13 protein-coding genes and 1 pseudogene are annotated in these 13,617 nt (G+C 72.8%); 6 read left to right on the top strand and 8 right to left on the bottom strand.

The window, feature by feature from the left end:
• Nucleotide 1: 1 nt before the first annotated feature.
• The 5 genes and pseudogenes from ACIHAD_RS39555 to ACIHAD_RS39535 form a co-directional block, all read right to left on the bottom strand.
• Nucleotides 2-1,495: a nitrilase-related carbon-nitrogen hydrolase gene (locus ACIHAD_RS39555; RefSeq protein WP_397359907.1), complete on the bottom strand. Its 1,494-nt coding sequence runs from the start codon at nt 1,493-1,495 to the stop codon at nt 2-4.
• A gap of 84 nt (nt 1,496-1,579) precedes the next feature.
• On the bottom strand, nt 1,580-2,194 hold the full coding sequence (locus tag ACIHAD_RS39550) for a TetR/AcrR family transcriptional regulator (RefSeq protein WP_397359906.1): 615 nt from the start codon (nt 2,192-2,194) through the stop codon (nt 1,580-1,582).
• A gap of 97 nt (nt 2,195-2,291) precedes the next feature.
• Nucleotides 2,292-2,885 carry a pyridoxamine 5'-phosphate oxidase family protein gene (locus ACIHAD_RS39545; protein WP_397359905.1) on the bottom strand — a complete coding sequence of 198 codons (594 nt, stop codon included), beginning with the start codon at nt 2,883-2,885 and terminating at the stop codon, nt 2,292-2,294.
• 97 nt (nt 2,886-2,982) lie between these two features.
• Nucleotides 2,983-3,111 (bottom strand): annotated as a pseudogene (locus ACIHAD_RS39540) (AraC family transcriptional regulator); the annotation flags it as partial.
• A gap of 71 nt (nt 3,112-3,182) precedes the next feature.
• Entirely contained in the window at nt 3,183-3,485 is a 303-nt protein-coding gene (locus ACIHAD_RS39535) for a hypothetical protein (protein WP_397359904.1), read from the bottom strand.
• Here ACIHAD_RS39535 and ACIHAD_RS39530 point away from each other — a divergent pair.
• Entirely contained in the window at nt 3,484-4,002 is a 519-nt protein-coding gene (locus tag ACIHAD_RS39530; protein WP_397359903.1) for a hypothetical protein, read from the top strand. The two genes, ACIHAD_RS39535 and ACIHAD_RS39530, sit on opposite strands and share 2 nt — an antisense overlap.
• A 21-nt stretch (nt 4,003-4,023) precedes the next feature.
• On the opposite strand, the gene ACIHAD_RS39525 is transcribed toward ACIHAD_RS39530, so the two are convergent.
• Nucleotides 4,024-4,947: an AraC family transcriptional regulator gene (locus ACIHAD_RS39525; protein ID WP_397359902.1), complete on the bottom strand. Its 924-nt coding sequence runs from the start codon at nt 4,945-4,947 to the stop codon at nt 4,024-4,026.
• Between the two features lie 116 nt (nt 4,948-5,063).
• On the opposite strand from ACIHAD_RS39525, the gene ACIHAD_RS39520 reads away from it, so the two are divergent.
• The 5 genes from ACIHAD_RS39520 to ACIHAD_RS39500 all read left to right on the top strand — a co-directional run bounded on the left by ACIHAD_RS39520 (nt 5,064) and on the right by ACIHAD_RS39500 (nt 11,655).
• Nucleotides 5,064-5,615 (top strand): NADPH-dependent FMN reductase, encoded by a 552-nt coding sequence (locus ACIHAD_RS39520; RefSeq protein WP_397359901.1) that lies wholly within the window; start codon nt 5,064-5,066, stop codon nt 5,613-5,615.
• Between the two features lie 45 nt (nt 5,616-5,660).
• The gene (locus tag ACIHAD_RS39515) at nt 5,661-7,994 is read left to right on the top strand and encodes an ATP-binding cassette domain-containing protein (RefSeq protein WP_397359900.1); all 2,334 of its coding nucleotides are present in this window, start codon (nt 5,661-5,663) and stop codon (nt 7,992-7,994) included.
• The gene (locus tag ACIHAD_RS39510) at nt 7,994-8,773 is read left to right on the top strand and encodes an LLM class flavin-dependent oxidoreductase (protein WP_397359899.1); all 780 of its coding nucleotides are present in this window, start codon (nt 7,994-7,996) and stop codon (nt 8,771-8,773) included. Before ACIHAD_RS39515 ends, ACIHAD_RS39510 begins: the two co-directional genes overlap by 1 nt.
• Before the next feature lie 118 nt (nt 8,774-8,891).
• A complete protein-coding gene (locus ACIHAD_RS39505; RefSeq protein WP_397359898.1) occupies nt 8,892-10,664 on the top strand; it encodes an IlvD/Edd family dehydratase in 1,773 nt (590 codons plus the stop codon).
• Nucleotides 10,651-11,655 (top strand): C-terminal binding protein, encoded by a 1,005-nt coding sequence (locus ACIHAD_RS39500; RefSeq protein WP_397359897.1) that lies wholly within the window; start codon nt 10,651-10,653, stop codon nt 11,653-11,655. The genes ACIHAD_RS39505 and ACIHAD_RS39500 overlap by 14 nt, the downstream gene beginning before the upstream one ends.
• A 43-nt stretch (nt 11,656-11,698) precedes the next feature.
• Here ACIHAD_RS39500 and ACIHAD_RS39495 read toward each other — a convergent pair whose 3' ends face one another.
• Entirely contained in the window at nt 11,699-12,925 is a 1,227-nt protein-coding gene (locus ACIHAD_RS39495) for a cytochrome P450 (protein ID WP_397359896.1), read from the bottom strand.
• On the bottom strand, nt 12,922-13,602 hold the full coding sequence (locus ACIHAD_RS39490; protein ID WP_397359895.1) for a TetR/AcrR family transcriptional regulator: 681 nt from the start codon (nt 13,600-13,602) through the stop codon (nt 12,922-12,924). Before ACIHAD_RS39490 ends, ACIHAD_RS39495 begins: the two co-directional genes overlap by 4 nt.
• Between the last annotated feature and the right edge of the window lie 15 nt (nt 13,603-13,617).

Below are 13,617 nucleotides of genomic sequence, written 5' to 3'. Positions count from 1 at the left end.
GTCAGCCCCGGTACGCCGTCCGCCGGAGCACGGCGAGCCCGGCCAGCCCGGCGACCGCCGCGGCGCACAGCCCGGCGAACAGGTCGCCGACCAGGCCGTACAACGTCCAGGTGCCGCGCGTCGGCACGGAGACGACCATGCTCTGCTGCGCCGTGCCGAAGTAGTCCGTCCTGGCCAGGGGCGTGCCATAGGGATCGACGGTGATCGCGAGGCCGTTGCTGGTCTGCCGGACGAGGCTGTAGCCGTTCTCGACGGCGCGGAACACCGCGTTGGCGGCGTGCGTACGCTCGATGCCCTTCCAGTCGTTGGCCGGGACGAACATGATGTCGGCGCGCGTGCGCAGCGTCGCGGGGAAGTCGGCGTCGAAGCAGATGACGTGGGCCAGCCTGCCGAACGGCGTGCCGGTCACCGGGACGACCCCGTCGCCCGGCCGCAGGTCCTCCATGCCGGGCACGGGATGGGCCTTGTCGAAGACCGACGCCACCCGGCCGTCGGGGGTCACCAGCACGGCGAGGTCGCGGGAGCGCGGCCGCCCGTCGAGGATGACGGCGACGCCCATGTCAAGATAAATACGCTTCTCCCTGGCCAGGTCCTGCGCCTTCCGCAGGAAGCCGGGGTAGTCCTCGCCGAGCACGACCGCGGCGGTCTCCGCCCACGCCACGATCTTCGCGCCGCCGTCAGCCTCGGTCCGGGTGCGGGCGAACAGGTCGTCGTCCAGCACCGCGAACGCCTTGCGCAGCGTCGGCTTCTGCTCGGGCAGGACCTGCGGCGTGTGGAAGTTGTCGATCTCCCGCATGCGCTTCTCGGCCGCGAGCGAGGCGCTGATCCCGGCCACGCGTACCAGCTCCGGCGCGCTCGCCGCGGTCGCCAGCCGCAGGCCGCCGCCGAGCAGGACCAGGACGAGCACCGAGGCGTACGTCAGCGTGACGGCCCGGATCGACGGCCAGGCCGGCCGCCGTTCCAGCGCGAGGTTGACGACGGGCGCGGCCCACGCCATCAGGAAGCTGATCCCGTAGATGCCGGTGACGGACACCGTCTGGAGCAGCGGCAGGTTCGCCGACTGCGTCGCGGCCAGCGGCCCGAAGATCGTGCCGAGCGGGCTGATCGCCGCGACCAGGAACTCGACCGTCACCCGGGCGGCCGGGAAGACCAGCGTGCCCAGGAACGGGCTCAGCCGCCGGAAGAGCAGCCGGTCGGCCAGCAGCGGCAGGCTCAGGACCAGGCTCAGCAGCAGGCAGCCGAGCAGGATCGGCGGGACGCCGAGCTGGCCCGCCGCCGCGACGTGGACCACCGTCGTCGCGGTGGCCGACAGGCCGACGCACGCGAGCCCGGCCGGCACGCCCGAGCTCCGGGTGAACCGCATCAGTCCGATGGAGAACAACCATCCGGCGAGCGGGACCGCCCATTCGCTGTTCGTGCCGAACAGCCCGAGCGCGATTCCTGCCGCGAGCCAGCCGTACTTTCGCCGACCGCCGGCGAGGTAGGTGTTTGCCATGTCCAGGAGCCTCGCCGATCGCGCGGCGGCGGCCATTGGGGCTGACTCTCGACTCTCCCTGTAGTTATCTCCACCCCCGGGAGGTCATCCTCCGGGCCGGGCCAGCCCCGAGGCGACGATGTCGATGAGCAGATCGAGGATCTTGGGGTGCAGCGCCGGGTCGCCGAGCCGTTCGGCGAACATCGGCACCAGCAGCACGCACTGCAGCACGCCGATGATGACGGCGGGCTCGGCGGCGACCAGCTCGCCCTCGGCCCGGCGGGCGGTGACGTACTCGGTGAGGGCGGCGGCCGGGCTGCCGGACATCGCGGCGACCCGTTCGGGGTCCAGCTTGCGGGCCACCGCCTGCATCTCCTCCGGATGGGTCATCAGCCGGCGCCACAGCGGGTTGACCGACAGCTCCTCGACGGTGGCGCGCAGGAACCGGCGCAGCCCCTCGCGGGGGTCGTCGGCGCTCATCAGCGCGTCGTCGATGACCCGGCGCCTGACCTCGCCGGACCGGCGCAGCATCAGCTCCAGGTACAGCGCCTCCTTGGAGTCGAAGAAGACGTAGAAGCTGCTCTTGGCCACCCCCGTGGGGGCCATCAGCTCCTCCAGGGACGTCTTGCGCAGCCCCTGGCCGGTGAACAGCTTCTCGCCGTTCTCCAGCAACAGGGCGGTGATGCGGGCCTTCTCCCCTGCGGTGAACGCGGGCGGCATCGGGACAACCTTCCGTGCGAACGACCATGCCGATCAGATGTTTTCACGGACCCGCGGCGCGGGCCCTCGCCGCGCCCCGGACGGCGGGCTCGCGCCCTCAGACGTCGCGGGGGAGCGCGGGCAGGGGGAGCGGCAGCCCCGGGAGGCCGTCGATGCTGGTCGCGACGTGCTCCTTCTTGTGGAAGTACGCGTCGAGCGACTCGTCGTCCTCACGGGCGAAGCGGGAGGCGTGCAGCGGGCGGTCGGCGTCGTAGGTCATGAACGGGACGGCGTACCCGCAGGTGTCGCGGATCAGCGTGGCGGTCACGACGATGATCGCGCGCAGGCCGTGCGGGACCGGGTCGATGTCCGGGAAGTGCCGCAGCAGCCCGGTCCAGCGGGGGTCGTCGCGGAAGACCGGCTCGCCGCGGCCGTGCACGCGCACGATGTTCGGCGGGCCGTCGAAGGCGCACCACATCAGCGTGACCCGGCCGTTCTCGCGCAGGTGGGCGATCGTCTCGGCGTTGCTGCCGGCGAAGTCGAGGTAGGCCACGGTGTGGTCGTCCAGGACGGCGAAGGAGCCCTTCAGGCCCTTGGGCGAGAGGTTGACCGTGCCGTCGCCGGACAGGGGAGCCGTCGCCGTGAAGAAGATCGGTTGTGACTCGATGAACGTGCGCAACCGGCCGTCGATCCGGTCGTAGGTCTTTCCCATGATCCGGATTATCCACTTTCGTGGGTTCCTGTAGGGGTGAGGGGTCCGTTTCCGCCGTGCGGGCGCGCAGCCGGCGCAACATCCGGGTGTCGGCGAAGCCCACCTCGCGCACGGCGACCTCGGCGGTCGCGCCGCGGCCGAGGAGGTGTTCGGCCCGCTCCAGCCGCAGGGCGGTCTGGTAGGCCGGCGGGGTGAGCCCGGTCGCGCGCCTGAACAGCCGGGTCACCGTGCGCTCGCTGCATCCCGCGGCCCCGGCCGGCAGGCTCAGCGGCAGCCGCTCGGTGAACCGGGTCTCGATCAGGCGTACGGGCCGTACCGGGTGGTCACCAGGTGCAGCGCCACGTCGATCCCGCCGGCCACGCCCGCCGAGGTGACGATCCGGTCGTCCTCGACGTACAGGACGTCCCTGGCGACCGTCGCCCGCGGATAGAGGCGGGCGAGCTCGTCCTGGACGGCGTGGTGGGTCGTGCACCGGCGGTCCGCCCGGTCCGATATCCCGCCGCCGCGGCACCGTAATCCGCGGGCCCTCGCAAGGGCCGGGATCGCCTGCCACCATGGAGGCGCCAGGTGATCCGGACGATCTCTGGAAGGGCGGGCCATGAGGTGGTGGGAGGGCGACGACAGGCGCCACGAAGGCTGGGACGCCGCCGTCTTCCCCGACGGGCGGGTCTCCACCGGGCCGGCCGACGGCGGGGCCAGGGTGCACCCGATCGACTCCGACGGCCGCATCGGCTACGGCCGCGGCGACGTCGTGGACGGCCGGACCGCGATCGGCTGGCGCGGCCACTGCGCCTGCGGATGGCAGGGGCCGCTGTGGGAACGCGTGGCCCAGATACGCCACGACTTCGCGGCCCGGCGCATCTACGCGCTGAGCGAGTGCCTGCTGTCCGGCGCGGCCCCGGACGACGTGGCCGTCGCGATCCGCGCCGAGTGGGAGACCCACCTCGACCCGCCGAGCCTCGTCGAGGTCCGCCAGGCCGCCGAGGCCGTGCGCCGCGCCCAAGGTCACCTGGACGCCGCGGTGCGCGCGGCCCGCAAGGACGGCCGCTCCTGGACCCGGATCGGCGAGTCCGCCGGAGTCCGCCGCCAGTACGCCCAGGAACGATGGGGGCCCTGATCCTGCGTGGCGTCCCGGGGGTCAGGCCGCCGACGAGCGGCGGCGGTAGCGGCCGGGGGCGACGCCGAACTCGCGCTTGAAGGCGTTGCCGAAGGCGAACTCCGAGCCGTACCCCACCTGCTCGGCCACCCGTGCCACCGACGCGTCGGACTCGCGCAGCAGACGGGCCGCGCTCATCAGCCGCCACCACGTCAGGTACGCCAGCGGCGGCTGCCCCACCAGCCCCGTGAAGCGGCGGGCGAAGCCGGCCCTGGACATGCCCGCGTGGGCGCCCAGCGACTCGACGGTCCAGCGCTGGGCCGGGTCGCGGTGGATGGCGTCGAGCGCGCGGCCGACGACGGGGTCGGCCAGCGCGGAGGCCCAGCCGGACACCGTGCAGGGCTCGTCCTGGGTCTCGAAGTAGGCCCGCAGGACGTACAGCTGCAACATGTCGAGCAGGGACGACACGACGGTGTCCGTGCCGGGCCGCGGGTTGTCGATCTCGGCGGCCAGCAGCTCGACGGCGGCCCGCAGCTCCGGGTGGCTGCCGAGCGTCGCGGGCAGGTGGATCACGCCGGGCAGCGAGCCCAGGATCGGGTGGGTCCTGTCCAGGTCGAGCCGGTAGCCGCAGGACAGCACGACCGTCTCGGCCCCCGTGCCGCCGAAGCCGGCCGAGGCGAACAGCTCCGAGTGCGGCTCGCAGTCCGACTCGACCAGCGTCCTGGAGGGGTCGTCGGCCAGCGCGAATCGGTCGCCGTGCGGCAGGAACACCACGTCGCCCATGCTCAGCGGAACGGGCTCCCCGTCGGGAGGGATGAGCCAGCAGGACCCGCGCAGCACCACCTGGAACCCCGCGGACCCCGGCACCGAGTGGAAGGCCACCCCCCAGGGCGCCCGCCAGGAGATGCGGGAGGAGGTGGCGCGCCCGCAGCGCATGAAGGCCATCACGTCGCTCAGCACGTCCATGGGCAACGAGTCTATGGGTTGAGACGCTGGCTTATAAATAGTGGATGGCAGCGCATTCAGTATCTCAGCCGCTCTTCCTACGCTGGTTCCTGTCACCGAACTGAGGGAGCACAGACATGCTGAAGGTAGGCATCATCCTTGGCAGCACCCGTCCCGGCCGCAACGGCGAGGCCGTGGCGCACTGGGTCCGCGACCTGGCGGCCAAGCGGGGCGACGCCGAGTACGAGCTCATCGACCTGAAGGACTACGACCTGGGCAACCTGGACGAACCCGAGCACCCCGCCATGGGCAACTACCAGCACGAGCACACCAGACGCTGGTCGGCCACGGTCTCGTCGCTGGACGCGTTCGTGATCGTGACCCCGGAGTACAACAACTCCTATCCCGGCGCGCTCAAGAACGCCCTCGACTTCCTGTACGCGGAATGGACCGACAAGGTGGCCGGGTTCGTCGGCTACGGCGTGGACGGCGCGCCCCGGGCGATCTCGCACCTGCGGCACGTCCTGGGCCTGCTCAGCGTGGCCACCGTGTCCAACCAGGTCGGGCTGTCGCTCCACACCGACTTCGCCGACGGCTTCAAGCCCGCCGCCGCCCACGAGGACCGGCTGAACGCCGTGCTCGACCAGGTCCTCGCCTGGGGCTCCGCGCTGCGTCCGCTGAGGGCGTGATCCCGCCGCGACGGTCCACAGGGGGCGACGGGTAGATTGCACAGAGTGGAAGACGAGGGGGGCGGCGGCATCCGGGTGCGCGGCGCGCGGGTGCACAACCTGCGGGGCGTCGACGTCACGATCCCGCGCGAAGCGCTCGTAGCGTTCACGGGGATCTCGGGGTCGGGCAAGTCGTCGCTGGCGTTCGGCACGATCTTCGCCGAGTCGCAGCACCGCTACCTGGAGTCGGTCGCGCCATACGCGCGGCGGCTGCTGCAGCAACTGCCCATGCCCGACGTCGACGACATCACCGGCCTGCCGCCCGCGGTCGCGCTCGGCCAGCGGCGCTCGGTGCCGTCCGCGCGCTCCACGGTCGGCACGCTGAGCCGGGTGTCCAACTCGCTGCGCATGCTGATGTCCCGCGCCGGCGCCTACCCCGAGGGCGCGGAGCGCCTGGATTCGGACGCGTTCTCGCCCAACACCGTCGCCGGCGCGTGCCCGGAGTGCCAGGGGCAGGGGGTGTTGCACGAGGTCACCGAGGAGTCGCTGGTTCCCGACCCGTCGCTGAGCATCGCGGAGGGGGCGATCGCCTCGTGGCCGGGCGCCTGGCAGGGCAAGAACCAGCGCGACATCCTGGCGACGCTCGGCCACGACATCCACGCGCCGTGGCGCAGCCTGCCGCGCGAGCAGCGCGAATGGATCCTGTTCACCGACGAGGAGCCGGTCGTGACCGTGCACCCCGTGCGCGAGGCGGGCCGGATCCACCGCCCCTACCAGGGCAAGTACGCCAGCGCGCGGCGGCTGGTGCTCAAGGCGTACGCGTCGTCGGCCAGCGAGAAGAGCCGGCAGCGCGCCGAGCGGTTCATGACCGCCCGCACGTGCCCGGTCTGCGGCGGGCGGCGGCTGCGTCCCGAGGCGCTGGCGGTCACGTACGCGGGCCGCACCGTGGCCGAGCTGGCCGCGATGCCGATGGGTGAGCTGGCCGGAGTGCTCCGCCCGTACCGGGGCGAACCAGGTCCGGCGGGGGCGCTCACCCGCGACATCCTCGACCGCATCGACGTGCTGGACGAGCTCGGGCTCGGCTACCTGAGCGTCGCCCGGCCCGCGCCGACCCTGTCCGGCGGCGAGTTGCAGCGCATCCGGCTGGCCACCCAGCTCCGCGCCGGGCTGTTCGGGGTCGTCTACGTCCTCGACGAGCCGTCGGCCGGCCTCCACCCCGCCGACTCCGCCGCCCTGTCGGAGCTCCTGCGCCGCCTGCGCGACAGCGGCAACACCGTCTGTCTCGTCGAGCACGACATGGACGTCGTGCGCCAGGCCGACTGGGTGGTCGACGTGGGCCCCGGCGCGGGCGGCGACGGCGGGCGCGTCCTCTACAGCGGGCCGGTTCCCGGGCTGCGCGAGGTCGCCGCGTCGGTGACCCGCCGCCATCTGTTCGACACCGTCGTGCCGCGACGCCCGGCCCACCGGCCGACGGGCCTGCTGGAGCTGCGCGGGCTCACCCGCAACAACCTGCGCGGCGTCGACGTCGACGTGCCGCTGGGCGCGTTCACCGCCGTCACGGGCGTGTCGGGGGCGGGCAAGAGCAGCCTGCTGGCGGCCGTCGCCGAGGAGGCGGCCGGTGACCGCCGGGTGGTCTGGGTGAACCAGCAGCCCATCGGCCGCACCCCGCGCTCCAACCTGGCCACCTACACCGGCCTGTTCGACACCGTCCGCAAGTTGTTCGCCGCCACGGACGGCGCCCGCTCCCACGGGTACGGCCCCGCGCGGTTCTCCTTCAACGTGCCCGGCGGACGCTGCGAGACCTGCCAGGGCGAGGGCTACGTCGCCGTCGAGCTGCTGTTCCTGCCCACCACGTACGCGCCCTGCCCCGACTGCGGCGGAGCCCGCTACAACCCGGACACGCTGCGGGTGACCTACCGCGACCGCACGATCGCCCAGATCCTGGACATGACGGTCGACGAGGCCACCGGCTTCTTCGGCGACGTCCCCGCCGTGGTCCGCCCGCTGGAGACGCTGCACGACGTCGGGCTCGGCTACCTGCGGCTGGGGCAGCCCGCCACCGAGCTGTCGGGCGGCGAGGCCCAGCGCATCAAGCTGTCGGCCGAGTTGCAGGGCCGCCGCGCCGAGTCCACGATCTACCTGCTCGACGAGCCGTCCACCGGCCTGCACCCGCACGACACCGACGTCCTCATGGACCGGCTGCACGACCTGGTCGGCGGCGGCGGCACGGTCGTGGTCGCCGAGCACGACATGCGGGTGGTGGCGACCGCCGGCCACGTCATCGACCTGGGGCCGGGAGGCGGGGCGGCCGGGGGCACGGTGGTGGCCGCGGGCACGCCGGCGCAGGTCGCCGCCAGCCCGCGAAGCCGTACCGCTCCGCATCTGAAGGGCCTGCTGTGATGCGCCGCGCACTCCACCTGCCGCCGTTCGGGGAGCTGGCCGACCCGCACATCCTCGCCGACCTGGCCGCCCGCGCCGAGGACGCCGGGTTCGACGGCGTCTTCCTGTGGGACCACGTCGTGCGCCCGCGGAGCCCCGGCCTGCCCGTCTGCGACGCCTGGACCGCCCTGGCCGCGATCGCCGCCGCCACCGACCGCATCCGCATCGGCACCAGGGTCACGCCGCTGTCGCGGCGCAGGCCGCACGACGTGGCCAGGCAGGCCGCCGCCCTCGACCACCTCAGCCGCGGCCGGATGGTGCTCGGCGTCGGGCTGGGCTCGGACGACGGCGGGGAGCTGAGCAGGCTCGGCGAGACCCGCGACCCCCGCGTCCGGGCGGAGATGCTCGACGAGAGCCTCGACGTCATCTGCCGGTTCTGGACCGGTCTGCCCGTCCACCACCAGGGCCGCCACTACCGCGTCGACGGCCTGGCGTTCCAGCCCCAGCCCGTGCAGCGGCCGCGGATCCCCGTCTGGGTCGCCGCCCGGTCGGTCAAGCAGGCGCCGTTGCGCCGCGCCGCGCGCTTCGACGGGCTCTGCCCCGAGACCACCCCGGCCGGGCTCCGGCAGATGCTGGAGGTCGTCGCCCGGCACCGCGGCGGGCTGTCGGGCTTCGAGGTCGCGGTCGGCGTCCCGCCGGGGGAGCACCCGGGCCCGTACGAGGACGCGGGCGCGACCTGGTGGCTCGTGGCGTTTCCCGAGATCACCAGCGTCGAGCAGGTGATGGCGGCGATGATCTGAGGCGTTACGCGGTCAGGGTGACGGGGTAGGCCACGCCGGGAGAGTGGCCCGCCGGGCGGCGTGCCGTACGACATCACCCGGCCGGATGCGGCGGGTCCGCGCGAGCGAGGAGCAGCCGATGCGCCCGACCGGGCATCCCGAGGACGGCGGCCTGCGCAGCCAGGCGTGGTGGGACAACGCCGGCAATCCGGAGATGACGGCGCTGTACCTCGAACGTTTCCTCAACTTCGGGCTGACCCCGAAGGAGCTCCAGTCCGGCCGGCCGATCATCGGCATCGCCCAGACGGGCAGCGACCTCGTCCCCTGCAACCGCCACCACCTCGCCCTCGCCGACCGCGTCAGGGACGGCATCCGCGACGGCGGCGGCATCCCGTTCGAGTTCCCCGTCCATCCGCTGCAGGAGACCGGCAAACGCCCGACCGCCGCGCTGGACCGCAACCTCGCCTACCTCGGGCTGGTCGAGGTGCTCTACGGATATCCGCTCGACGGGGTCGTCCTGACGACGGGCTGCGACAAGACCACGCCCGCGTGCCTGGCCGCGGCGGCGACGGTGAACCTCCCGGCGATCGTCCTGTCCGGCGGGCCGATGGTCAACGGCTACCACCAGGGGCAGCGGATGGCCGCGTCCGGATCGGGGCTGGTGATCTGGCAGTCGAAGCGGCTGCTGGCCACCGGCGAGATCGACTACGACGAGTTCATGGCGCGCGTGGCCGCCTCCGCGCCCAGCGTCGGCCACTGCAACACGATGGGCACCGCGCTGTCGATGAACAGCCTGGCCGAGGCGCTGGGCATGTCGCTGCCGTGCTGCGCGGCGATCCCGGCGCCCTATCGCCGCCGGGCGCAGATGGCGTACGACACCGGGCTGCGGGCGGTGGAGCTGGTGCGCGAGGACCTTACCCCGCGCAAGGTCATGACCATGCGGGCCTTCGAGAACGCGATCGTGGTCGCCTCGGCCATCGGCGCCTCCACCAACGTGCCCATCCACATCAACGCCATCGCCCGGCACACCGGGGTGCCGCTGACCATCCACGACTGGCAGCGCGTCGGGGCCGACATCCCGGTGCTGGCCGACGTCGCCCCGGCCGGCGAGTTCCTGGGCGAGGACTTCTACCGCGCCGGCGGCGTCCCCGCCGTCATGCTGTCGCTGCTGGCGGCCGGGCGCCTGCACGGCGACGCCGTGACCGTCACGGGCCGTACCGTGGCCGAGAACCTGGCCGACGCCCCGCCCGCCGACCCGGTGGTCATCCGCCCCTTCGACGATCCGCTGGCCGCGCACGGCGGGCTGCTCATCATGACGGGCAACCTGTTCGACTCCGCGGTCATGAAGACCTCGGTCCTCACCGACGAGTTCCGCGCGGTGTCGGACTACCGGGCCATCGTCTTCGAGGGCCCCGAGGACTACCACGCCCGCATCCAGGACCCCGCCCTCGGCGTCGACGAGCGCTGCATCCTCGTCATCCGCTACACCGGGCCGATCGGCTACCCGGGGTCGGCCGAGGTGGTGAACATGGAGGTGCCGTCCGCGCTGCTGCGGCTGGGCATCACCACGCTGCCCACGCTCGGCGACGGCCGCCAGAGCGGCACCTCCGACGCGCCGTCCATCCTCAACGCCAGCCCCGAGGCCGCCGCCGGCGGCAACCTCGCCATCCTGCGCACCGGCGACCTCATCCGCGTCGACGTGGACAACGCGCGCGTGGACGTGCTGCTGACCGAGGAGGAGATCGCCGAGCGGTGGGCCCGCCACACGCCGCCGGCGCTGGAGAACCAGACCCCGTGGCAGGAGATCTACCGGGCCACGGTCGGGCAGCTCGACAGCGGGGGCTGCCTGGAGCTGGCCCTGTCGTACCAGGACCTCGTACACACCAAGGGGATTCCCCGTGACTCGCACTGACGCCAGAGGCACGATCATGATCGCCGACTCCGACTTCGGCGACGTGGACATCGAACGCGCGATCGTGGAGGGCGCCGGGTTCGAGCTCCTGGCCGAACAGTGCAAGAGCGAGGACGAGGTGATCGAGAAGGGCCGGGACGCCGACGGCGTCCTGACCCAGTACGCCCGGGTCGGCTCGCGCGCCGTCGACGCCTTCACCCGGTGCCGGGTGATCGCCCGCTACGGCACCGGCGTGGACATCGTCGATGTCGAGGCCGCGACCCGGCGCGGCATCCAGGTCACCAACGCGCCGAACGAGTGGTGCGCCGAGGAGGTCGCCGACCACGCCGTCGCGCTCTGGCTGGCCGCCGTCCGCAAGATCTGCGAGTACGACCGCGCCACCCGCCGGGGCACGTGGCGGTGGCAGACCGGGGAGCCGATCCGGCGGCTGCGGGGGCGGGTGTTCGGGCTGCTGTCCTTCGGCGCCATCGCCCAGCTCATCGCCGTACGCGCACGGGCCTTCGGCGTCGAGGTCTGGGCGCACGACCCGTTCCTGGACGACTCGGAGATGTTGTCGCGCCACGTGCGGCCGGTGTCGTTCGACGAGCTCGTGGAGGGCGCCGACCACCTGGTGATCCAGGCGCCGCTCACCCCTGGGACGCACCACACCTTCGACCGCGCGACGCTGCGCAGGATGAAGCCGACCGCGATCCTCGTCAACACCGCGCGCGGCCCGATCGTGGAGGACACGGCCCTCCACCAGGCGCTGACCGAGGGCTGGATCGCCGGTGCGGCCCTGGACGACCTGGAGGAGGAGCCCGCCAAACAGCGCGACTGGCGGCCGGAGAACCCGCTGTTCACGCTGCCCAACGTGATCGTCACTCCGCACGCGGCCTACTACTCGGAGGAGGCGATCGAGTTCGTCCGGCGCTTCGCCGCCGAAGAGGCCGTACGCGTCCTGACCGGGCAGACGCCGCGCAGCCCGGTCAACGACGTGACGGCCCGCCCCTGACGGCTCCGAAGGAAGTACGGGAACCCGGGCGATCTCGTCTGCGTCACCAGGTCACGGGGAGTTCGTAAACCCCGTACACCTGGCCGTCGTGCTTGAAGGGGATCTTCTCGAAGTCGGTGGCCAGGGCGAGGGTCGGGACGCGCTTGTAGAGGGTGGCATAGGCGACCTGCAGCTCCAGGCGGGCCAGGGGCTGGCCGAGGCACTGGTGGACGCCGAAGCCGAAGGCCACGTGCCGGCGGGCGTCGCGGCGCACGTCCAGCTCGTCAGGGGCGGGGAAGATCTCGGGGTCGCGGTTGCCGATGTCGTTGGCCACGATGATGCCCTCGCCCGCGCGGATGATCTGGCCGCCGACGTCGATGTCCTCCTTCGCCACCCGGCGGCGTCCGCCGTGGGTGATGTTCAGGTAACGCAGCAGCTCCTCCACCGCGCCCGCGACCAGGGAGGGGTCGTCACTCTCGCGCAACAGGGCGAGCTGCTCGGGGTGGCGGAGCAGGGCGAGGGTGCCGAGGGCGATCATGTTGGCGGTGGTCTCGTGGCCGGCCACGAGCAGCAGCACGCCCATCTGGGCCGCCTCCTGCCTGGTCAGCTCGCCCGCCGTGACGCGGGCGGCCACCTGGGACAGCAGGTCCTCGCCCGGCCGGGCGAGCTTGTCGCCGACGAGACCGTCCAGGTACTGCCTCAGACGCCCGCCCGCGGCGGCCCTCTCCTCGACCGTCACGTCCCGCTTGACGATGATCCTGCTGTTCTCCTGGAAGAAGCCGTGGTCGGCGTACGGGACGCCGAGCAGCTCGCAGATCACCAGCGACGGCACCGGCAGCGCGAACGACTCCACCAGATCCACCGGCCTCGGCCCGGCCAGCAGGTCGTCGATGAGATCGTCCACGATGCGCTGCACGGCCGGGCGCATCGTCTCGACCCGCTTGACGGTGAACGCCCCTTGCACCATGCGGCGCAGCCGGTGATGCTCGGGGTCGTCCATGAGGACGAAGCTGATCGTGCTGTCGGGGCGTTTGGGGGACAGGATCGGCAGCGGGTAGCCGGGCCGGGTGATGTCGGAGCTGACCTGCGGATGGCTCAGCACCGCCTTCTGCTCGGCGTACCCGGTGACCAGCCACACGAGGCCGCCGTCGGGCAGTCGTACCCGGGTCAGCGGCGCGTCCTGCTGGAGCGCTTGCAGCGCCGGCGGCGGGTCGAACGGACACGCCGCCGCCCTCACGCCGGGGAACTCGGGCAGCGTGCCGGATGTGTCCTGCTCCGGGGTGACCGTCATGACGGTGTTCCTTCCGTTCGATGGGTCCGGTCGGCCGGGCCGGTGGTGGCAGGGGCCGTCCAGATCGCCGCGACCACGTCGATCAGCCCGGTCGCGGCGTCGTGCCAGCTCGGCCGTACGGTGGGACGGCCTTCGGCGAGGGCGCGCTCCCGCTCGGCGCACATGTGCACGACGAGCCGGCCGGCCATGTCGGCACGTTCGGCGCGCACCTCGGGGCTCAGCCGGGGCAGGCAGCGCCGCAGGCCGTCCACGACGCGTTGCAGGGTCGGGGAGGTCAGCGCCTCCTCGCTCATGATCTGGCGCAGGGCGGGGTCGGTCATCACCTGGGCGGCGAAGCGGGCGTACCAGGTGGGGGTGCCGAGACCGGCCAGGTACTCCGTGAGCGAGCGGACCAGGCAGCCGACCCAGTCGCGCACGTCGGTGGAGCCCTCGATCTCGGCCAGCATGCGGCGGCGCAGCAGTTCGACGTCGTCGGTGCGCTTGCGGACGATGGCGCGGACCAGGTCGGCCTTGGTGCCGAAGTGGTAGCCGACGGCGGCGTTGTTGCCCTGGCCGGCGGCCAGGCTGATCTGGCGGTTGGAGACGGCGTACACGCCCTGCTCGGCGAACAGCCGCTCGGCGGCGGCCAGGATCTGGCCGCGGGTGGCGTTGACCCGCTCGGCCCGGACGGCGCTCATCGACTTCCGGCGTGA

Source organism: Nonomuraea sp. NPDC052265, assembly GCF_044547985.1.
Lineage (GTDB): Bacteria > Actinomycetota > Actinomycetes > Streptosporangiales > Streptosporangiaceae > Nonomuraea.
The sequence above is the reverse complement of the archived record's forward strand: the minus strand, read 5'-3'. Positions and strand labels throughout refer to the sequence as shown.

Coding starts and splice junctions, on each gene's coding strand:
- ACIHAD_RS39555 (WP_397359907.1), bottom strand. CDS start 1,495: ATGGCAAACACCTACCTCGCCGGCGGTCGGCGAAAGTACGGCTGGCTC.
- ACIHAD_RS39550 (WP_397359906.1), bottom strand. CDS start 2,194: ATGCCGCCCGCGTTCACCGCAGGGGAGAAGGCCCGCATCACCGCCCTG.
- ACIHAD_RS39545 (WP_397359905.1), bottom strand. CDS start 2,885: ATGGGAAAGACCTACGACCGGATCGACGGCCGGTTGCGCACGTTCATC.
- ACIHAD_RS39530 (WP_397359903.1), top strand. CDS start 3,484: ATGAGGTGGTGGGAGGGCGACGACAGGCGCCACGAAGGCTGGGACGCC.
- ACIHAD_RS39535 (WP_397359904.1), bottom strand. CDS start 3,485: ATGGCCCGCCCTTCCAGAGATCGTCCGGATCACCTGGCGCCTCCATGG.
- ACIHAD_RS39525 (WP_397359902.1), bottom strand. CDS start 4,947: ATGGACGTGCTGAGCGACGTGATGGCCTTCATGCGCTGCGGGCGCGCC.
- ACIHAD_RS39520 (WP_397359901.1), top strand. CDS start 5,064: ATGCTGAAGGTAGGCATCATCCTTGGCAGCACCCGTCCCGGCCGCAAC.
- ACIHAD_RS39510 (WP_397359899.1), top strand. CDS start 7,994: ATGCGCCGCGCACTCCACCTGCCGCCGTTCGGGGAGCTGGCCGACCCG.
- ACIHAD_RS39505 (WP_397359898.1), top strand. CDS start 8,892: ATGCGCCCGACCGGGCATCCCGAGGACGGCGGCCTGCGCAGCCAGGCG.
- ACIHAD_RS39495 (WP_397359896.1), bottom strand. CDS start 12,925: ATGACGGTCACCCCGGAGCAGGACACATCCGGCACGCTGCCCGAGTTC.
- ACIHAD_RS39490 (WP_397359895.1), bottom strand. CDS start 13,602: ATGAGCGCCGTCCGGGCCGAGCGGGTCAACGCCACCCGCGGCCAGATC.